The following is a 19,236-nucleotide window of genomic DNA, read 5'->3' as shown; positions in this document are numbered from 1 at the left end:
TTACGACTTCATTCCATCAACAGAACGGCAAAATGAGTGCGCGGTTCCTGTGTTGCGGCGCCAGCCTATTTGACCTGCGTTCCGCCCGTCTGCGGATGCTGCAGCCAGCCGAGCAATGCCGCGTGGAAGCGGGCCGGCGCCTGGATCTGCGGGGAATGGCCGAGATCGGGGAATTCGATCAGCTGCGCCTGCGGAATCCGTTTTGCGGCCGCCTTGCCCAGGTCAGGGTAATTACCGAGCGTCTTGCGGATCTCGGGCGGCGCGGTGTCCTTGCCGATCGCGGTGGTGTCCTTGTCGCCGATCAGCAGCAGCGTCGGCGGCTTGATCTGCTCGAATTCGTAGAACACCGGCTGCGTCGCGATCATGTCGTAGAGCCGCGCCGAGCTCGACGCCACCGCCGCGCGGCCCGGACCGCGATACATCCCGGCCAGCATCTGCACCCAGATCTCGTAGGACGCATCCCAGGTGTCGGCGTAGTAAGTGGCGCGCTCATAGGCGCGGATGCTGTCGGCGGTGACGCGGGTCTCGCGCTGCATCCAGCCATCGAGGCTGAGCCATGGCACGCCCTTGGCCTTCCAGTCCTCAAGGCCGATCGGATCGACCAGCACCAGACGGTCGGTGGCGGCCGGATACATCAGGGCGTAGCGCATCGCCAGCATGCCGCCGGTGGAATGGCCGACCATGATGGAATGCTCGATGCCGAGCGAAGCCAGCAGCGCACGGCTGTTGCCGGCGAGCTGCTGGAAGGTGAACTGGTAGCGTTCCGGCTTGCTCGACTTGCAGAAGCCGATCTGGTCCATCGCGATCACGCGATAGCCGGCGCCGCTCAGCGCCTTGATGGTGCCGTCCCAGGTCGCGGCACAGAAATTCTTGCCGTGCAGCAGCACAGCGGTCTGGCCGTTTGGCGTCGCCGGCTTGACGTCGAGATAGGCCATGTCGAGCTCCTGCCCCTGCGAGCTGAAGCGATAGTGCTCGACCGGATAGGGATATTCAAAACCCTGCAATTCCGGCCCGTAGGCCGGTTCTTCGCTTGCCGACTGCGCGAATGCGTGCGACGCGCCGAGCGTGACGGCCGCAGCAATGGCGACATGAAACAGGGTTTTGAGGTGCATCTTGCCAAATCCGAGCATCGAGATGATCTCGCGATGCCGTAGCCGAACGCGGCGGCGCCATCCAGCGCCGTCAGATGATTTGTTCGTGATCCGGCGGCGAGACGCGCCCTACACCGGATCGAACGCGCGGATCGGCGGCAGGTTGCCGCTGAAGCGTTCCACCTCGACGACAGTAAGCTGGCCGGTGCAGCCCTGCGCGAACGACGAGGTGCCGATATCGCGCGTCAGCACGTTCGGATTGCCGTGCACGCAGAGCGGCGCCTCCTCCTCGGGATCCGTCGGATCGTACCAGGCGCCGGTCGGCAGCTGCACCACGCCGGGCGCGATGCCGTCGGTGACGTGAACCGCGGCGAGACAGGCGCCGCGCGTGTTGAACAGGCGGATGATGTCGCCGTCCTTGATGCCGCGCGCCTCAGCGTCGCGCGGGTTCATGCGCGCGACCTCGCGGCCGCGATGCTTGGCGGCGAGCGAATGGCCGCCGAAATCGAGCTGGCTGTGCAGCCGCGTCACCGGCTGGTTGGCGACCAGGAAGCAAGGCGCATCCGGCCGCGGCATGTCGGTCTTGTCGAGCCAGACCGGATGGCCCGGGCAATCCGCATCGCCATGCGCGGCGATCTTGGCCGAGTAGATCTCGATGCGTCCGCTCGGCGTCGGCAGCGGGCGCGCGACGGGGTCTTCGCGAAATCGCCGCAGCGTGCCGCCGTCGTCCGCCTGCTGCGGCACCACCAGGCTGCCGCGCCGCCAGAATTCGTCGAAGTCGGGCGCCTCGAGCCCCTGCGCGGCGAGCGAGCGGCGGGTCGGCTCGTAGAGATGCTCCAGCCATTGCCGCGCCGTGCGGCCTTCGGTGAAGGGCTCGCGGGCCCCTAACCGCTCGGCGAGATCGGCGAAGATCTCGTAGTCGTCGCGCGCAAGGCCGTATGGCTCGGCGATGCGGTGCATCGCGACCATCAGGGGATCGTTGGTGGAATAGCCGATGTCCTCGCGCTCCAGCGTCATGGTCGAGGGCAGCACGATGTCGGCGTGCCGCGCCGTCGCGGTCCAGGCCAGCTCATGCACCACCAGCGTATCGAGCCGCGCGAACGCCTTGCGCAGTCGGTTGATGTCCTGGTGGTGATGGAACGGATTGCCGCCGGCCCAGTAGACCAGACGGATATCCGGATAGGTCCGCGTCTCGCCATCGTAGCGATAGGTGGTGCCGGGATTGAGCAGCATGTCGGCGATGCGCGCCACCGGGATGAAGTCGGCGACGCCGTTGCGACCCTGCGACAGCGTCGGCCCGGCGACCGCGTTGACGCGGCGGCCGTAATAGCCGATGGCCCCTAACGAATAGGCGTAGCCGCCGCCGGGCAGGCCAATCTGGCCGAGCGCCGCCGCCAGCACCATGCCCATCCACACCGGCTGCTCGCCATGCTCGGCGCGCTGCAGCGAATGCGAGACCGTGATCAGCGCGCGCCGCCCGGCGAGCCGGCGCGCCAGCGTCCTGATCGCATCAGCGCCGATGCCGCAGATGGCAGCGGCCCATTCGGCGCTCTTCGGCTGTCCATCGGTCTCGCCGGTCAGGTAGCGCAGAAACACCGGCCAACCCTCGGTGTAGCGGTCAAGGAAAGCCTGGTCGTGCAGGCCCTCAGCGACCAGCGTGTGGACGAGGCCGAGCATCAGCGCGGTGTCGGTGCCGGGCAACGCGGTCAGCCATTCGGCGCCGGCCTCGACCGGAAGGTCGTCGCGCAGCGGGCTGACCAGCACGAATTCGCAGCCGCGCCGGCGCGCCGCGGCCATGGCGCCGCGCTCGACATGCTTGCTGATCGAGCCGCCCGCTACCATCGAGTTCTTCAGCGCCATGCCGCCGAACGCCAGCAGGATCTCGGTTTCTTCAGCGATCTGCTCCCAGGTGACGTTGCGCTTGGTGATCTCCTCATAGCCGGCGAGGATCTGCGGCAGCAGCACCGAGGACGCGCCGGAGGAATAGGTGTTGACCGAGCGCACGTAGCCGCCGAGCGCGATGTTGAGAAAACGATGCACCTGGCTCTGCGCGTGGTGGAAGCGGCCGGCGCTGGACCAGCCATAGGAACCGCCGAACACGGCGTGCGGGCCGATGGTGTCGCGGATCCGCGCCAGCTCGCCGCCGAGCAGGTCGAGCGCCTGCTCCCAGCTCACCGAGACGAACTCGTCGCGGCCGCGGCGGTCGTCGGGCCCCGGGCCGCGCTCGAGCCAGCCGCGGCGGATCGCCGGCTGGGCGATGCGCGCCTGATGGCGCAGCGCGCCGGGAAAGTTGTCGATGATGCGGTTCGGATCGGGATCGGCGGCATACGGCCTGACCTCGAGACCGGCCTTGCCGAGCCGCGCCGAGAACACGCCCCAATGCGAGGTGTGCGGCATGAAGCCGTCGGACAGGTCGAGACCGGGATCGGGGTGGCCGAGTGTATCGCTCATCGCATGTCCTTCATCCGCAGGCCGGCATCAGGCCGCGCCTGTCGCAACAACCGGACCACTACCATGATCCAATCGGCAATGTCCCGGGTTCAGGGTTGCCGGGAACGCAGGCGGCCACGGCTTGATCCGCTGGCCCGCCTCGCCTCTCCCACTTGCGGGGCATGGCAATCGCATATGACGGGTGCTGGATGAGCCGCTGGCTCGCTTCGCCTCTCCCGCTTGCGGGGGAAGGCCGGATCGCATCGCGGATGCGATCCGGGTGGGAGCTAGTTCCGCGTATGACTCGTCGAGAGACCCCCACCCCAACCCTCCCCCGCAAGCGGGAGAGGGGGCCGACCGCCCATGCAGGCACCAGCGTATGCGATTACTCTGCCTACGCGGGTGCCCGCCGGCCAAATCTCGAAAAACAACCCCATGCAAAGGAGCCGGCCGCCGCCGGCGCGGACGAACGGCTTGACACGTCGGGCAACTCAGTGGCACAATTCCAATATTCCGAAATCGCGCCAAGCGCCTCCCTTGCCCCGAGCAGCGGGCACCGGGTGCGCTTGCCGCCGAAGCTCCTCACCCCGCATTGAACCAGCACCGGCGCGCCCGCGGCGAACGCTCGCCCGCGCGCGTCCGTCGCGTTCCCAGGATGATCGACATGACCACCGCGCCCGAGACCACCGTGCCGACGACGATTGCCACGCCGAAACAGACCCAAGCGACCCAGGCCGCCGCCGCCCCGCGGCTCAAACTCTCCTCGCACGGCTTCCGCATCGACCATCCCGAGCCCGCGCTCGGCGAGCAGCTGATGGCGAACGCGCTCGGCGTCGCCGATCGCGACGCGATGGAGGGCATGCTGCGGCAATTGATCAAGGCCAGCGCCAACGGCGGCAGGGCCGACGAGGTCAACCTCGCCTTCATGATCTCGATGGTGCAGAGCATCCGCCCGCGGGATTCCGTCGAGGCCATGCTGGTGGCCCAGATGGTGTCGGTGCACGTGATGGCGATGCGCTGCGCCCAACACCTCGCAAACGCCAACGACCTCGCCCAGCACGACAGCGCCGCGCGCGCCCTCGGCCGGCTCGCCCGCACCTTCCCCGCCCAGATCGAGGCGCTCAACCGCTACCGCAGCCAAGGCACACGAGAAGGCCCACGATCTGGCGAGCCGGCCATCACCGTGCAGAACGTGAACGTGGAGGACGGCGGCAACGCCATCGTCGGCACCATCACCCAGCATGCGAACGTGATCGTGTCCGACCAAACCCCGCCCGTCGCGCCGCGCATCGCGCCGAAGCCCGCGCGCACCAGACACCGGCGCGATTGCGCAGAGAGCCCGCGGGACGCTCAGGCATGAGCGATTCCATCGCACATCCCGAGGCGATGCTGGCAAGCCCGCGCTGCGGCGCCAAGACCCGCACCGGCGGCGCCTGCCGCGCACCGGCGGTTCACGGCAAGGCGCGCTGCCGCATGCACGGCGGCGCCGAGGGATCCGGCGCGCCGAGGGCGAACCGGAATGCGTGGAAGCATGGGCTGTTCACGCGGGGCGCGATCGCAGAGCGGAGGGAGATACGGTTGTTGTTGGGAGAGGTGCGGAAGATGTTGGAGGGGATCAAGTACGGCTGAACCGCCGTTAGGGCTGCCCGCATCTATGGCTTTGATTTCACGAAGAAACTCGCATTCCCGCACACATGGAAAATTCATACCTGATGGCATATATTTGTTGGCATGCGCCGTGAAGAGGTCATTGCCCGCCTGAAAGAAACTGAACCCGCCTTGCGGGCATTCGGGGTGGCGGCGCTTTACCTGTTCGGCTCCCATGCGCGCGATGAAGCGTGCGACGACTCCGACGTGGATGTTTTCGTCGATCCTGCGTCCGACCGGGACTTCGGCTTCTTGCCGTTCATGGATGCCTACGCTGCCATTCAACAGGCCTTCGGTGATCGGGTAGAGATCGGCTATTCCACGCGAAGCGGCCTGTCACCTTACATCCTTGATGATGTTGAGCGCGAGGCCGTCCGGATATTTTAATGGCCAGCAAGAGTCCTCGCGCGCGCCTTCTTCATATTCGTGATGAAATCGAAGGCGTCGCGCTGACCATTCGCGGCCTCTCGTTCGCGCGATATCAGGATAGCTATATCCATCGCCGCGCTGTGGAACGTGCAGTGCAGATCGTTTCCGAAGCGGCAGGCGCACTGTCGCCGGATATTCAATCCCGCTATCCCGATGCACCGTGGCCGTCCATCATCGGCATCGGGAATATCTTGCGGCATGAATATCAACGGCTCGACGACAAGCAGCTTTGGGAAATCGCGACGGTTCATATGCCGAAATTGCAGCCGATCATTCTGCGGATGCTCGACGAAATCGAAGATTCACTACGATGACAATGCACTTGATCCTTCTCGAAATGCGCGCAGCATGACCGCGCTGCAATCGTTCAGCCAAGGATCACTAGGGCGATTGTAGCAGTTGCCAACAAGGCTGAGTTGCCAGCCGAGATTCCCGGTGGACAATGGGACATACCAAATGCGTTGCTCGAACGGCGAGGTTGAAAATCGTCGCACCGTCACACGTTGACAAAACTTGATCGGTTCGTGGCGGCACCATTTGCCGCGCGAGCATCGGGCGTGATGTCAACCAATGCACCCATACCCTCCCTGAGGCCCACGCAAGTAGCCCGCATGAGCGCAGCGACATGCGGGGGCGGACCATTCCCGGATTTCGCTGCGCTCATCCGGGCTACGCTTGCTATCGACCAGTACGCCGAAGCCGCGCTGGGCAACCGCGAGTTCTTCCTGAACAAGCCTTACAGCGTCGGGCCGATCCGCAAGGTGATGTCCCGTAGCAACGGGGCCAGCCCTTCGTGCATGCAGGGCATGGTCGGCTGAGCCGCTCCATGGCTCCGAAGCAATCGATCCGTCCGTCAGACACTCCGTGCTCTCACGTGCCTGCCGTTGGCAGGCAATTTGCGATGTCCGCGTGAACCGTTCGGCGCCGGATATACGGGTGTGCTGAACTCGAACACGCGGAGCACGCAAATGGGTTTGCATCGTCGTTTTGGAACAGCTCGCGCCAGCACCACGCTGGAGTCGAAGATCGGCAGGATGTTGTCCGACCTCGTGCTGGCCTGCCGGCAGATCGAGGCCGACATCGCGGCAGAAGAGCAGCGCGCGGGGATCTTCAATCGATCGGACGCACGGTATCCGATCCTGGCGCGGTCGCTGAACGAGCGGTGCGCCAATCTCAAGCAGACCATCGCCATGCTTGAAAGGCGGATCATGGAGACGGCCCGGCCCGACGCGGCATAGGCCGATCCGGTCGTCCTGCCGCATCGCGACCGCAGCCGAAAGTCGCAGGAACAGGTCCGCAGTTGCCCGCATTAACATTCCACACGATTATGGAGGTTACGATGCGGAAAATTGCACTCGCGGCCCTGGCGGTCGGTGCGATCTCGGTCGCCACGGTTGCTCCCGCCGAAGCGCGCTGGCGCGGCGGGTGGGGTCCGGGGATCGGATTTGGCCTTGCGGCCGGAGCGCTGGCTTTCGGCGCCGCGGCGGCGGCCTCACCTTACTATTATGGGCCCGGCTACGGCTATTACCCCGCCTATTACGGCCCGCGCTATGGCTATTACGGCCCCCGCTATTACCGGCCGCGCGTCTACTATCGGCCGTATGCATGGGGCGGCTATTACGGCCCCCGGTACTATGGCGGATGGGGAAGCCCCTACTACGCCGCCTGGTGATCGCGACGGCCCCGGCCTGATCCCGGCATGGCGCGAAAAACGCTCCATGCCGGGACGCGGGCGACGCCGGGCTCTCGCCCGGCCTCGTTCTTCTGCGCGTAGGCCGGCGTTGCGTCGATGCCCCTAAGCCGGCGCTGCCGCCTTCGCGAACGCCGCCATATCCATCCAGTTCACGCCCCAGAGATGGCCGTCGGGATCCTCGAAGCTGCGGCCGTACATGAAGTCGTATTCGTCGACGGGCGCCGGATCGACCACGCCGCCGGCGCGGCCGGCCCGGGTGACGACGTCATCAACCTCGGCACGGCTGTCGGCCGAGATGCAGAGCAGCACCTGGCTGGTGGTCTTGGGGTCCGCGATCGTCTTGCTGGTGAAGAACCGATACTTGTCGTGGGTCATCAGCATCACGTGGATCGTCTCGGACAACACCATGCATGATGCCGTGTCGTCGCAGAATTGCTCGTTCCTGACGGCGCCGATCGCCTGATAGAATGCGGTGGCGCGGGCGAGGTCCAGGACGGGCAGGTTGATGAAGATCAGCTTGGGCATCGGGCGGGGTGCTCCGGGTGGGTCCGGCCCAAGGACGAACCGGCCGCGCCGGTCCCGACACGGCCTGTCGAATTTCTAGATCTTGTGCTCGTAGAGCAGCCGGGCGCGGATGGTGCCCTCCAGCGCGCGGATGTCGGCGAGCACGCGCTGGCTGTCGGCGGCCGAGGCGTCGGCATCGAGCACCACGTAGCCGACGTCGTTCGCGGTCTCGTAATATTGCGCGGCGATGTTGACGGCGTGGCGGGCCAGCACCTCGTTGAGGCGGCCGAGCATGCCGGGCAGATTGCGCTGCACCTGGATGAAGCGGGTGCCGAGCGGGCGCGCCGGCAATTGCACCTGCGGGAAGTTGACCGCGCCCATGGTCGAGCCGGTGTCGCTGTAATCGACCAGCTTGCGCGCCACCTCGGCGCCGATGCGCTCCTGCGCCTCCTCGGTGGAGCCGCCGATATGCGGCGTCAGGATCACGTTCGGCAGGCCCTGCAGCGGCGACACGAATTTATCGGCATTCGACTTCGGCTCCGCCGGGAACACGTCGACGGCGGCGCCGCGCAGCCGGCCGGCGCGCAGCGCCTCGGCCAGCGCGTCGAGATCGACCACCGTGCCGCGGCTGTTGTTGATGAAGAAGGCGCCCGGCTTGATCGCGGCAATCTCCTCGCGGCCGATCATGCCGGCGGTGGCCGGCGTCTCCGGCACGTGCAGGCTGACGACGTCGCTCTGCGCCAGCAGCTCGTGCAGTGTCGCGGTCGGCTCGGTGTTGCCGTGGCGCAGCTTGTCGGTGTGATCGTAGAAGATCACCCGCATCCCCATCGCTTCCGCGAGGTAGGAGAGCTGCGAGCCGATATTGCCGTAGCCGACGATGCCGAGCGTCTTGCCGCGCACCTCGAGGCTGTCGCTCGCAGACTTGTCCCAGCGGCCCTCATGGGCGGCGTTCGAGCGCGCGAGGATGCGGCGGAACAGGAACACGATCTCGCCGATCACCAGCTCGGCGACGCTGCGGGTGTTGGAGAACGGCGCATTGAACACCGGGATGCCGGTGCGGCGCGCCGCGTCGATGTCGACCTGGTTGGTGCCGACGCTGAAACAGCCGATCGCGATCAGCCGGTCCGCGGCCTCCAAAACCTCAGGCGTGATCTGGGTGCGCGAGCGGATGCCGAGCATGTGGACGCCCCTGATCGCCTCCTTCAGCGCCGCGCCTTCCAGCGCCTTCGACAGCCGCGTCACGCTGGAATAGCCGGCCGCCTCGATCAGCTCGACGGCGCTGTCATTGACGCCTTCGAGCAGCAGCACGCGGATCTTGTCCTTGGCGAGCGAGAATTGCGGCGTGTTGTCCACGATCGCGAACGTCCTTCAGCTGATGATGAGCTGCCGAGGCCCAGAATTTCAGGGTTTTTGGGATAAATGGCGCTCCCTAGGGGAATCGAACCCCTGTTTCAGCCTTGAGAGGGCCGCGTCCTAACCGCTAGACGAAGGGAGCGTGAAGGCAAGGCAATAGCCTTGAAATCGGACTGCCGCAAGATGGCTTGTGCATTGCGGCGGGGATTTTGCCATGCGTCGTTGACCGGGGCGAAGGCGGTTTCGGCCCCGCACGGCCCAGCCGCCGCGCCGGCGGCACCGCCCCCGCCGGTTGCAGCGCAGGCCACCTTGAGATGTCACGCCGCTGTCGTGCACGGCCCCGCTTTTGACAAATCGCGCATGCACAACACCTGTCTGTGAAGTCACTCGGCGCCGACCTCTGCTAGCATCGCAGCCCTTCACCATGCTGCGCCGGCGCGGCGCCCGAGAAGCGAGAGGAGTGCTTGGACGCAGCGCTGGCCCTTGGCGCACGGCAATTCAGCTCACCGAACATCTTGGCAAACAAAACATCAAGGCGGCCGCGGGCGGCGGAAGACGTTCCGTCCCTCCTGCTCCGCTCCAGGTCAATGCTTAAGAAGAGCGAGGACAGACCATGATCAAACTAAAAATCAACGGCCAGGAACAGAATTGGGACGGCGACCCGGATCTTTCGCTGCTCTGGTTTCTCCGCGACGAAGCCGGCCTGACCGGCACCAAGTTCGGCTGCGGCCAGGCGCTGTGCGGCGCCTGCACCGTGATCATCGACAAGCAGGCGGTGCGTGCCTGCATTACCTCGGTGTCCGACGCGGCCGGCCGCGAGGTCACCACGATCGAGGGCCTGCACCCGACCGGCGATCACCCGGTGCAGAAGGCGTGGCGCCAGGTCAACGTGCCGCAATGCGGCTACTGCCAGGCCGGCCAGATCATGCAGGCCGCGGCGCTCTTGAACGAGAACCCGAAGCCGAGCCACGACCAGATCCGCGAAGCGATGTCCGGCAATATCTGCCGCTGCGGCTGCTACCAGCGGATCGAGAATGCCGTGCATCTCGCATCGACGGGGGTGTGACATGAATATCCGCACCAATCCCGGACAGCTTCGCGGCTTCGAGAAGCATGTGAAGGTCGAGAACGTTTCGCGCCGCAGCATCCTCAAGGGCCTCGGCATCGCCGGCTCGTTCGTGCTCGCCGCGCCCGTGATGTCGCGCACCGCCTTCGCCTATGAGACCGGCGCCGGCAAGATGCCGCATGGCGTCGTGGTCGATCCGCGCGTGTTCGTGGCGATCGCGCCTGATGGCGTCGTCACCATCCTGGCGCACCGCTCCGAGATGGGAACCGGCGTCCGCACCAGCCTGCCCCTGATTGTCGCCGAGGAGATGGAGGCGGACTGGAGCCGCGTCCATGTCCAGCAGGCCCATGGCGACGAGGTCAAGTTCGGCAACCAGGATACCGACGGCTCGCGCTCGACGCGGCACTATCTGATCCCGATGCGCCAGATCGGCGCCTCGGCACGTTCGATGCTGGAGGCCGCCGCCGCCAAGAAATGGGGCGTGCCGGCCAGCGAGGTGAAGGCGCAGAACCACGAGGTCGTGCATTCCGCCAGCGGCCGCAAGCTCGGTTTCGGCGAGCTCGCCGCCGATGCCACCAAGGAATCGGTGCCGAGCATCGAGGGGCTGAAGCTGAAGGACCCGAAGGACTTCCGCTATCTCGGCAAGGGCGAGGTCTCGATCGTCGACCTGCACGACATCACCACCGGCAAGGCGCATTACGGCGCCGACATCCGCCTGCCCGGGATGAAATACGCCGTGATCGCGCGGCCGCCGGTCACCGGCGGCAAGCTGAAGTCGTTCGACGGCAGCGCGGCCGAGAAGGTACCCGGCGTCGAGAAGGTGATGGAGGTCAAGGGCTGGCCGTGGCCGTCCAAATTCCAGCCGCTCGGCGGCGTGGCCGTGATCGCGCGCAACACCGGCGCCGCGATCAAGGGCCGCGATGCGCTGAAGATCGTCTGGGACGACGGCGCCAACGCCAAGTACGATTCAGTCGCCTATCGTGCGTCGCTCGAGGAAGCCGCGCGAAAACCCGGCCTCGTCGTGCGCAAGGAAGGCGATGTCGAGGCGGCGCTAAAGGGCGCCGACAAGGTCATCGTCGGCGAGTATTATCTGCCGCATCTCGCCCATGTCAGCATGGAGCCGCCGGTCGCGGTCGCCGACGTCAAGGGCGACAAGTGCGAGATCTGGGCGCCGGTGCAGAGCCCCGGCGGCACCCGCGAGGACGTCGCCAAGACGCTCGGCATCCCCGAGGGCAACGTCACCGTCAACGTGACGCTGCTCGGCGGCGGCTTCGGACGCAAATCCAAGTGCGATTTCGCGATCGAGGCGGCGCTGCTGTCGAAGGAGCTCGGCGCGCCGGTCAAGGTGCAGTGGACCCGTGAGGACGACGTCCATCACGACTTCCTGCACACCGTGTCGGTGGAGCGGATCGAGGCCGGTCTCGACAAGAGCGGCAAGGTGATCGCGTGGCGGCACCGCAGCGTGGCGCCGACCATTGCGTCGACGTTCGCGGCCGGCGCCAATCACGAGGCGCCGTTCGAGCTCGGCATGGGCCTGATCGACAACCCATTCGAGATCGCCAATCTGCAATGCGAGAATCCGGAAGCGGCCGCGTTCACGCGGATCGGCTGGTTCCGCTCGGTGTCGAACATCCCGCGCGCCTTCGCGGTGCAGTCGATGGTCGCGGAGATCGCGCAGGCGACGGGCCGCGACCCGAAGGACATGCTGCTCGAATTGATCGGCAAGCCGCGGATCGTCGACCTGTCCTCGGTGAAGGATCCCTGGAACTACGGCGAGCCGTATGAGAGCTACCCGATCGACACCGGGCGCTTGCGCAAGGTGGTCGAGCTGGTCGCCGAGAAGGGCGAGTGGGGCCGCAAGGTGCCGAAGGGCCACGGCCTCGGCATCGCCGTGCATCGCTCCTTCGTCAGCTACATCGCGACCATCGTCGAGGTGGCCGTGGACGAGAAGGGTAAGCTGACGGTGCCGCGGGTCGACACCGCGATCGATTGCGGCACCTATGTCAACCCGGAGCGCATCTACTCGCAGATCGAAGGCGCCGCGATCATGGGGCTGAGCCTCGCCAAATACGGCGAGATCACCTTCAAGGACGGCAAGGTGCAGCAGAGCAATTTCGACGACTTCCCGGTGATCCGGATCGACGAGTCGCCTGCGATCACCAACGTCCACATCGTGCCGCCGGCACCGGGGACGCCGCCGAGCGGCGTCGGCGAGCCCGGCGTGCCGCCGTTCGCCCCGGCGCTGATCAACGCGATCTTCGCCGCCACCGGAAAGCGCATCCGCGCGCTTCCGATCGGCAAGCAGCTGGAAGCGTGAGGCTGGAACGTTAGGCGCGACAAACGGTTCTCATCGATCTGACAGGAGCAGACCGATGAGAACGCCTTCCATGACTTTCCGGACGCTCGCGGCAACCCTGTTCGCGGGCGTCTTTCTTTTCGGCACGCATGCTGCGCTCGCACAGAGCAACTCGCCGCCACCGACGACGGCAACGCGGCCGGCCAAGGTGCTGCCGGACCAGACCTCGACGCCGAGCAACGCCCCACCGGCGACGACAGGTCAAAGCACCGGCGAACCGAGTCGCGATCCCACCATCCAGAAGATGAATGACGACGAGAAGCGGAAGGTCGAGACCAAGGGGAAATAGCTGCGGCTTCGCTCGGCGCAATCCGTCATTGCGGGGCGCGCGAAGCGCGAACCCGGAATCCATCAAGCCACAATACATGAGGTGAAATGGATTCCGGGCTCATGCTTCGCATGCCCCGGAATGACGGGTCGCGGACCGGGAGGCGGCGGTCTCCCCAACCGCCGCTTCCCGATCGCATCGCCCCCTGTCGCGTTACTTCTTGTTGAGCGCAAAGACCCAGATCACGCCGCCTTGCGGCACGTTGTTCTCGAAACCTGGAACCTTGCCCGCCAGCGCGTCCTGGATGCGCTGGGCGTCGACACCCCAACCCGACTGGATCGCGATGTATTGCGTGCCGTCGACCTCATAGGAGATCGGCATCGCCATGATGCCGGAGTTGGTCTTCTGCTCCCACAGCAGCTCGCCGGTCTTGGCGTTGAAGATGCGGAACATGCGATCATTGGTGCCGCCGGCGAGGAGAAGATCGCCGGCCGTCGCCGTCACCGAGCCGAACAGCTGCGAGGTCTTGAAGTCGTGCTGCCAGACCTTCTTGCCGGTGGCCGGATCCCACGCCTGCAACTCGCCGAAGTGAGTGGCGCCCGGCGCCGGCGTCAGGCCGATGTCCTCCGGCTTGGTGCCGAGCCAGAGCTGGCCGGGAACCAGCGGCGTCTTCTCGCCGGTGAAGCCGCCGCAGAAGTTTTCGTTGGCGGGAACGTAGACCAGCTTGGTATTCGGGCTGTAGGCCGCCGACGGCCAGTCCTTGCCGCCCCATAGCGACGGGCAGAACTCGACCCGCTTGCCCATCACCGGCTTGTGCTCGGGATCGACGATCGGGCGGCCGGTCTCGGCCTCGATGCCTTTCCAGACGTCGGTCTTCACGAACGGCCAGCCGGCGACGTAGTTGATCTTGTCGGCCTTGCGCTCGAGCACCCAGAAGATCGCGTCGCGCCCCGGATGGACCAGGCTCTTGAACGAGCGTCCGTCGCGCTGCATGTCGATCAGCATCGGCGCGTCGACCTCGTCCCAGTCCCAGGAATCGTTCTGGTGATACTGGAAGTGGGTCTTGATCTTGCCGGTGTCGGGATCGAGCGCGAGCACCGACGAGGTGTAGAGGTTGTCGCCGGGATGCCCCGACCCCGGCCACGGCGCGGCGTTGCCGACGCCCCAATACATCGTCTTGGTGTCCTTGTCGTAGGTGCCGGTCATCCAGACCGATCCACCGCCCGTCTTCCAGTCGTCGCCCTGCCAGGTCTCGCTGCCCGGCTCGCCCGGGGCCGGGATGGTGTGGGTGCGCCACAGCTCCTTGCCGTTGTTGGCGTCGTAGGCGGCGACATAGCCGCGCACGCCGAACTCGCCGCCGGAGCCGCCGACGACAACCTTGCCGTCGACCACCATCGGCATCAGCGTCATGTACTGACCCTTCTTGTAGTCCTGGACCTTGGTGTCCCAGACCACCTTGCCGGTCTTGGCATCGAGCGCGACGACATGGTCGTCGGTGGTGGCGAGATAGACCTTGTCCTGCCAGAGGCCGACGCCGCGGCTGGTCGGATGCAGCTGGAACAGGTCGTCCGGAAGCTGCCGCTTGTAGCGCCAGTATTCCTCGCCGGTCTTGGCGTTGAGCGCGATCACCTGCCCCATCGGAGTCGCGACGAACATCACGCCGTTGTTGACGATCGGCGGCGCCTCGTGCCCCTCGATGACGCCGGTGGAGAAGGTCCAGGCCGGCTTGAGGTCCTTGACGTTCGACGTGTTGATCTGGTCGAGCGGACTGAAGCCGTGTCCGTCATAGGTCCGGCGATAGAGCATCCAGTTGCCGGGTTCGGGATTTTCGAGACGCGCCGAGGTCACCGGGCTGTAGTTTTCGATCGGCCCTGCAGCGGCCCAGGTCGAGACGAGGCACGTGAACGCGACACAACTCGACAACAACAAATGCTTCCTGGTCATGAGATGCTACCTCCCTGCTCTGTTTTATTTTTCAGTTTTGATTTTGAATCGTGCAGAACTCCCCGATGCGGTCTCATCCTCCCTGCTGAGCACCCACCTTTCCGATGAACGGCGCGGCAACCGAGATCGCGCCGTCGGCCACCGTCAGCGGCAGCGCCGCGATGCGACGCGGGGCCGGTCCGAACACCACCTGCGCATTCTGGCGCGGGTCAAACTCGGAATTGTGACACATGCATTTGAGGACCTTCTTGTCGCCTTGCTCCTCCTTCACCCAGGCGGTGATCGGGCAACCTGCATGCGAGCAGATGACGGAGTAGCAAACGATGCCGTCAGGGGCGCGGGCGCGGGTCGTATCGTCCAGCTCGTTCGGATCGAGCTTGACGATCACCACCTCGTTCAGCCGCGAGCCCTTGCGGACCACCGAGGTCTTCGGGTCCTTCGGCCAGGCGCGCACCGGCGGGCCGCCGAGCGTCAGATCATCGGCCTTAATGATCTCGCCGGCCTTGTCGCCTTCGGCGCGGACCAGCACGTCGGCCTTTTGCGGCCGCTCACTGGCGCCGGGCGGCTCGTCGTCGGCCGATGCGGGCTCGATCGCCGCGAGACAGGCGCAGCCTGCCAAGGCGCCCAGCAGCACGGCGCGGCGCGTCGGATCGGTGCACGAATCCGCCGCGCTGGATTGATCGATCTGTTCGATGGAGGCGGTGGAGTTGGGCTGCGACATGGCACAAGCTGAACGTGCAACTCGGCCAAAAAGATGGCGGCGTGCATTCGCGATGCGTGAACGCAAACGCACAAAACACTTTGCAGCCTTTGGTTGGTCGGCCGCGCGCGTTCGCGATTATCGCGGTTACGGCTCGCTGACGAATGTAAGCCTGGCGACAGGCTTCAGCGTCTTTGCATCGAATGTGCGGATTTCGGTTGCACCGCTTATATCGAGCGTGACCACCAGCCGCTCGCCGGCGACGCCGGTGGAGACGATGTGGGCGCCTTTCGGCAGTGCAGCGGTGACGTCGGACACCGAGACGGGGCTTCCCTCGCCGCGATAAAGGCGGTAGCCCACGGCAATCAACACCACGGCCACGGCCAGTGCCGAGGTCAGACCCGCGATCAGCATCATCCGCCGGACCCGCGCGATCAGCGCGGCCTGCTCGGGGGTCGGTTCGGTCACGGCGGTGTCGGTCATCACAAGGCTCTTCTTTGCAACAGGTCTCTACCAATGGCGGTCGGAAGCTGGAGGTCATCGTCGCGGGCGACGAGGGCTCGGCACGGCTCGACCGCGTGCTGGCGCAGCGCACCCCCGAGCTGTCGCGCTCCCGCCTGAAGGCGCTGATCCTCGCCGGTTCCGTGACCGTCAAGGACGCCGCCGTCCGCGACCCCGCTTATCATGTCGCCAAGGGCGATACGATCATAATCGACGTACCGGAGGCCGCGCCCGCCGAGCCCCAGGGCGAGGACATCGCGCTCGACATCGTGTTCGAGGACGACGACATCATCGTCATCGACAAGCCGAAGGGCCTTGTCGTGCATCCCGCCGCCGGCCACGCCACCGGAACGCTGGTCAACGCGCTGATCGCCCATTGCGGCTCCAGCCTGTCCGGCATCGGCGGCGTGAAGCGGCCGGGCATCGTGCACCGGCTCGACAAGGACACCACGGGGCTGATGGTGGTCGCCAAGAACGACCAGGCGCACCAGTCGCTGACGGCCCAGTTCGCCGATCACGGCCGCACCGGCCCGATGCAGCGCGGCTACATGGCCTTCGTCTGGGGCGTGCCGAACCGGCCGCACGGGACCATCGACGCGCCGATCGACCGCCACCCGCACGCCCGCGAGAAGATGGCGGTGCGCCAGGGCGGCCGCGAGGCCATCACCCACTTCGAGGTCCAGCAGAGCTTCACCGGGCGCGACGGCAAGCCTGTGGCCTCGCTGCTGGCCTGCCAGCTCGAGACCGGACGGACCCATCAGATCCGGGTCCACCTCGCGCATCTCGGCCACCCCCTGCTCGGCGATGCCGTCTACGGCGCCCACTTCAAGACCAAGGCCGGACAGCTCAGCCCGGTAGGTAAAGAATCACTCACCGCGCTCGGCCGACAGGCCCTACACGCCTATTTGCTCGCTCTGGAGCACCCCCGGACCGGGGAACTTTTGCACTGGGAGGCGCCCCTGCCGGAGGATTTGCTTCTCCTGCAACAGGCGCTCGAAGCGGCGGTATGACGCACCCCTTCCGGAAAACCCTAGCTATGACAGTAGGTTATGGCTGGCACACGGGGACGTGACGTCAGCAATCCTTCCCTATCACGGACCGTTTAGTGTATGTTGCACCTGCGTTGAATATCCAACGCGGAACATCGCAGCACGGCCGGCTTTAACCCAGCGGCCACCTGCCGGGCCCGCCGCTATCGGGGGCCTGAACCACTGGAGGGCGCTCGAATGGCCCGTACAGCTACGTTGCCGGTTCTCAATGGAGAATCCGGCCTGTCTCGATACCTCGCCGAGATCCGCAAATTCCCCATGCTGGAACCCCAGCAGGAGTACATGCTCGCCAAGCGTTGGCGCGAGCATGACGATCGCGACGCGGCGCATAAACTCGTCACCAGCCATCTCAGGCTCGTGGCCAAGATCGCCATGGGCTATCGCGGCTACGGCTTGCCCATATCCGAGGTCGTCTCGGAAGGCAATGTCGGCCTGATGCAGGCGGTGAAGCGATTCGAGCCCGAGAAGGGCTTCCGTCTCGCCACCTACGCCATGTGGTGGATCAAGGCGTCGATACAAGAGTACATTCTGCGTTCCTGGTCGCTCGTGAAGATGGGCACCACCGCGAACCAGAAGAAGCTGTTCTTCAACCTGCGCAAGGCGAAGAGCAAGATTTCGGCCCTGGAAGAGGGTGATCTCCACCCCGACCAGGTCAAGCTGATCGCCAAGCGCCTCGGCGTGACCGATCAGGATGTGATCGACATGAACCGCCGCCTCGGCGGTGACGCGTCGCTCAACGCCCCGATCCGCGACGATGGCGAAGCCGGCGAATGGCAGGACTGGCTGGTCGACAACTCCCCCAACGCCGAGGCCATGATGGCCGAGAGCGAGGAGTTCGATCATCGCCGTCAGGCCCTGACCGGTGCGATCGGCGTGCTCAACCCGCGCGAACGCCGCATCTTCGAGGCGCGGCGCCTCGCGGACGAGCCGATGACCCTGGAAGACCTCGCCGCCGAGTTCGGCGTGTCGCGCGAGCGCGTGCGGCAGATCGAGGTCCGCGCGTTCGAAAAGGTGCAGTCGGCCGTCAAGGGCACGATTGCCCGTCAGGAGGCAGCTCTGGAAGCCGCGCACTAACCGCGGCCACCAGCCAACAGACACGAAAGCCGGCGGCAACGCCGGCTTTTTTGTTTTCGTCGGTTGGATCCCGCCGCGGGCGCTCGGTCGATCCGTCTCGCCCCGCTACCCATCCCACGACGGTTGCGCCTGCGAATCCGTTGCCGCGGGCCGGTTCGACGGCGGTGCCGGATCCGGTGATCGGGAGGCGGTGTCGGGCCGCGCGTCCCGGGATGGTCGATTGGCAGCGGACGCCGGCAGCACGATCACTTTCGCTCCGACTTTCACCCGCTCATAGAGGTCGACGACGTCCTCATTGGTCAGCCGGATACAGCCGGACGAAACCCGCTTGCCGATCGTATCGGGCTTGTTGGTGCCGTGAATTCGGTACTCGGTCTCGCCCAGATACATCGCCCGGGCGCCGAGCGGATTGCCCGGGCCGCCTGCCATGAACCGCGGCAGATAAGGCTGTCGCGAAATCATCTCGGCGGGCGGACGCCAGTCCGGCCATTCCGTCTTGCGCGCCACGGTCTGCTCACCCGACCATGTGAAACCTTCGCGGCCGACACCGATGCCGTAGCGCATCGCCTGCTGGTCGTTCAGAACGAGATAGAGGAAGGTGCTGCCGGTATCGATGACGACGGTGCCCGGCGCCTGGTGACTGACGTAGTTGACCACCTGCCGAACAAGCCGTCCGGGAACGTCAGCGGCCTTTGGTGTTTCGATCTGAGGCGTCGGCATCGGCACTGGTGCCGAGGCGACCGCTGGTGCCGGAGCGGGCGCCGGTGCCAGTGCTGACGCTACTGCACGAACCGGAGTCGCTGCGCGAGTTGGCGTGGATGGAGCCGCGGCCTGATGCGTGGACGGCTTCCGCGTCGGTTGAACGCTCGCCGGGCGCGACGATAGCAAACCGTACCCCAACGCAGCAGCGGCCACGACGCCGATTGCTACTCGTCCAGCCACCGGTATCGCGAGCGCCTCTGTCTTTCCACGTTTGGCCCGCTTACCCATGTCTTCTGTTCCCCTGATCACTTGGGTTGGAACAGGTACGCAGCAAATTTTAACAAGCTGAGAAGCGATCCCGCCCAGGCCGGAAATCGCCAAGTGTCGTTAACGCGAGCATCGGTGCGGCAACGCAAGCGTTCCGAGCCC

The 19,236-nt window shown here is 65.8% G+C and carries 20 protein-coding genes and 1 tRNA gene; 12 read left to right on the top strand and 9 right to left on the bottom strand.

The features are described from left to right. Positions 1 to 65: 65 nt before the first annotated feature. Complete coding sequence (locus J6500_RS11550) at positions 66 to 1,112, bottom strand: alpha/beta fold hydrolase (RefSeq protein ID WP_225712815.1); 1,047 nt, start codon at positions 1,110 to 1,112, stop codon at positions 66 to 68. A gap of 108 nt (positions 1,113 to 1,220) precedes the next feature. Then, positions 1,221 to 3,542 (bottom strand): molybdopterin guanine dinucleotide-containing S/N-oxide reductase, encoded by a 2,322-nt coding sequence (locus J6500_RS11545; protein ID WP_225712814.1) that lies wholly within the window; start codon positions 3,540 to 3,542, stop codon positions 1,221 to 1,223. A gap of 643 nt (positions 3,543 to 4,185) precedes the next feature. Here J6500_RS11545 and J6500_RS11540 point away from each other — a divergent pair. The 7 genes from J6500_RS11540 to J6500_RS11510 all read left to right on the top strand — a co-directional run bounded on the left by J6500_RS11540 (position 4,186) and on the right by J6500_RS11510 (position 7,269). Continuing rightward, the gene (locus tag J6500_RS11540; protein ID WP_225712813.1) at positions 4,186 to 4,881 is read left to right on the top strand and encodes a hypothetical protein; all 696 of its coding nucleotides are present in this window, start codon (positions 4,186 to 4,188) and stop codon (positions 4,879 to 4,881) included. Continuing rightward, a complete protein-coding gene (locus J6500_RS11535; RefSeq protein ID WP_225712812.1) occupies positions 4,878 to 5,150 on the top strand; it encodes an HGGxSTG domain-containing protein in 273 nt (90 codons plus the stop codon). The genes J6500_RS11540 and J6500_RS11535 overlap by 4 nt, the downstream gene beginning before the upstream one ends. A gap of 102 nt (positions 5,151 to 5,252) precedes the next feature. After that, positions 5,253 to 5,555 (top strand): nucleotidyltransferase family protein, encoded by a 303-nt coding sequence (locus tag J6500_RS11530; RefSeq protein ID WP_225712811.1) that lies wholly within the window; start codon positions 5,253 to 5,255, stop codon positions 5,553 to 5,555. Beyond that, on the top strand, positions 5,555 to 5,911 hold the full coding sequence (locus tag J6500_RS11525) for a HepT-like ribonuclease domain-containing protein (RefSeq protein ID WP_225712810.1): 357 nt from the start codon (positions 5,555 to 5,557) through the stop codon (positions 5,909 to 5,911). Before J6500_RS11530 ends, J6500_RS11525 begins: the two co-directional genes overlap by 1 nt. A 297-nt stretch (positions 5,912 to 6,208) precedes the next feature. Continuing rightward, positions 6,209 to 6,415: a hypothetical protein gene (locus J6500_RS11520; protein WP_225712809.1), complete on the top strand. Its 207-nt coding sequence runs from the start codon at positions 6,209 to 6,211 to the stop codon at positions 6,413 to 6,415. A 120-nt stretch (positions 6,416 to 6,535) separates the two neighbouring features. Next, positions 6,536 to 6,835, top strand: a complete 300-nt coding sequence (locus J6500_RS11515; RefSeq protein ID WP_225712808.1) for a hypothetical protein — start codon at positions 6,536 to 6,538, stop codon at positions 6,833 to 6,835. Positions 6,836 to 6,936: 101 nt separating this feature from the next. After that, entirely contained in the window at positions 6,937 to 7,269 is a 333-nt protein-coding gene (locus J6500_RS11510) for a hypothetical protein (RefSeq protein ID WP_225712807.1), read from the top strand. A gap of 123 nt (positions 7,270 to 7,392) precedes the next feature. On the opposite strand, the gene J6500_RS11505 is transcribed toward J6500_RS11510, so the two are convergent. The 3 genes from J6500_RS11505 to J6500_RS11495 form a co-directional block, all read right to left on the bottom strand. Next, a complete protein-coding gene (locus tag J6500_RS11505) occupies positions 7,393 to 7,815 on the bottom strand; it encodes a VOC family protein (protein WP_225712806.1) in 423 nt (140 codons plus the stop codon). A 75-nt stretch (positions 7,816 to 7,890) separates the two neighbouring features. Further along, positions 7,891 to 9,147 (bottom strand): phosphoglycerate dehydrogenase, encoded by a 1,257-nt coding sequence (gene serA, locus J6500_RS11500; RefSeq protein ID WP_225712805.1) that lies wholly within the window; start codon positions 9,145 to 9,147, stop codon positions 7,891 to 7,893. A gap of 67 nt (positions 9,148 to 9,214) precedes the next feature. Continuing rightward, positions 9,215 to 9,289 (bottom strand) — tRNA-Glu (locus J6500_RS11495). A 471-nt stretch (positions 9,290 to 9,760) separates the two neighbouring features. Between J6500_RS11495 and J6500_RS11490 the strand changes: the two genes are divergently transcribed. Genes J6500_RS11490 through J6500_RS11480 form a run of 3 tightly spaced genes read left to right on the top strand, consistent with a single transcriptional unit; the run spans position 9,761 to position 12,858 of the window. Beyond that, the gene (locus tag J6500_RS11490) at positions 9,761 to 10,213 is read left to right on the top strand and encodes a (2Fe-2S)-binding protein (RefSeq protein WP_225712804.1); all 453 of its coding nucleotides are present in this window, start codon (positions 9,761 to 9,763) and stop codon (positions 10,211 to 10,213) included. Between the two features lies 1 nt (position 10,214). Further along, positions 10,215 to 12,530, top strand: coding sequence for a xanthine dehydrogenase family protein molybdopterin-binding subunit (locus tag J6500_RS11485; protein ID WP_225712803.1), 2,316 nt, complete (start codon positions 10,215 to 10,217; stop codon positions 12,528 to 12,530). A gap of 55 nt (positions 12,531 to 12,585) precedes the next feature. Then, on the top strand, positions 12,586 to 12,858 hold the full coding sequence (locus tag J6500_RS11480; protein ID WP_225712802.1) for a hypothetical protein: 273 nt from the start codon (positions 12,586 to 12,588) through the stop codon (positions 12,856 to 12,858). A gap of 192 nt (positions 12,859 to 13,050) precedes the next feature. Here J6500_RS11480 and J6500_RS11475 read toward each other — a convergent pair whose 3' ends face one another. The 3 genes from J6500_RS11475 to J6500_RS11465 form a co-directional block, all read right to left on the bottom strand. Next, a complete protein-coding gene (locus J6500_RS11475; RefSeq protein WP_225712801.1) occupies positions 13,051 to 14,781 on the bottom strand; it encodes a methanol/ethanol family PQQ-dependent dehydrogenase in 1,731 nt (576 codons plus the stop codon). A gap of 73 nt (positions 14,782 to 14,854) precedes the next feature. Continuing rightward, complete coding sequence (locus J6500_RS11470; RefSeq protein ID WP_225712800.1) at positions 14,855 to 15,502, bottom strand: QcrA and Rieske domain-containing protein; 648 nt, start codon at positions 15,500 to 15,502, stop codon at positions 14,855 to 14,857. A 126-nt stretch (positions 15,503 to 15,628) separates the two neighbouring features. Continuing rightward, positions 15,629 to 15,964 carry a hypothetical protein gene (locus J6500_RS11465; RefSeq protein WP_225712799.1) on the bottom strand — a complete coding sequence of 112 codons (336 nt, stop codon included), beginning with the start codon at positions 15,962 to 15,964 and terminating at the stop codon, positions 15,629 to 15,631. Positions 15,965 to 16,011: 47 nt separating this feature from the next. Between J6500_RS11465 and J6500_RS11460 the strand changes: the two genes are divergently transcribed. Both J6500_RS11460 and rpoH read left to right on the top strand, forming a co-directional pair. Continuing rightward, entirely contained in the window at positions 16,012 to 16,992 is a 981-nt protein-coding gene (locus J6500_RS11460) for an RluA family pseudouridine synthase (RefSeq protein ID WP_225712941.1), read from the top strand. Positions 16,993 to 17,208: 216 nt separating this feature from the next. Beyond that, on the top strand, positions 17,209 to 18,105 hold the full coding sequence (gene rpoH, locus J6500_RS11455; protein WP_050402672.1) for an RNA polymerase sigma factor RpoH: 897 nt from the start codon (positions 17,209 to 17,211) through the stop codon (positions 18,103 to 18,105). Positions 18,106 to 18,210: 105 nt separating this feature from the next. On the opposite strand, the gene J6500_RS11450 is transcribed toward rpoH, so the two are convergent. Further along, positions 18,211 to 19,095, bottom strand: a complete 885-nt coding sequence (locus J6500_RS11450) for a L,D-transpeptidase (protein ID WP_225712798.1) — start codon at positions 19,093 to 19,095, stop codon at positions 18,211 to 18,213. Positions 19,096 to 19,236: the final 141 nt, after the last annotated feature.

Origin of the sequence: Bradyrhizobium semiaridum, from assembly GCF_020329505.1 — a bacterium.
Lineage (GTDB): Bacteria > Pseudomonadota > Alphaproteobacteria > Rhizobiales > Xanthobacteraceae > Bradyrhizobium > Bradyrhizobium semiaridum.
Note: the sequence above shows the minus strand (reverse complement) of the source record. Positions and strands in the feature narration are given on the sequence as shown.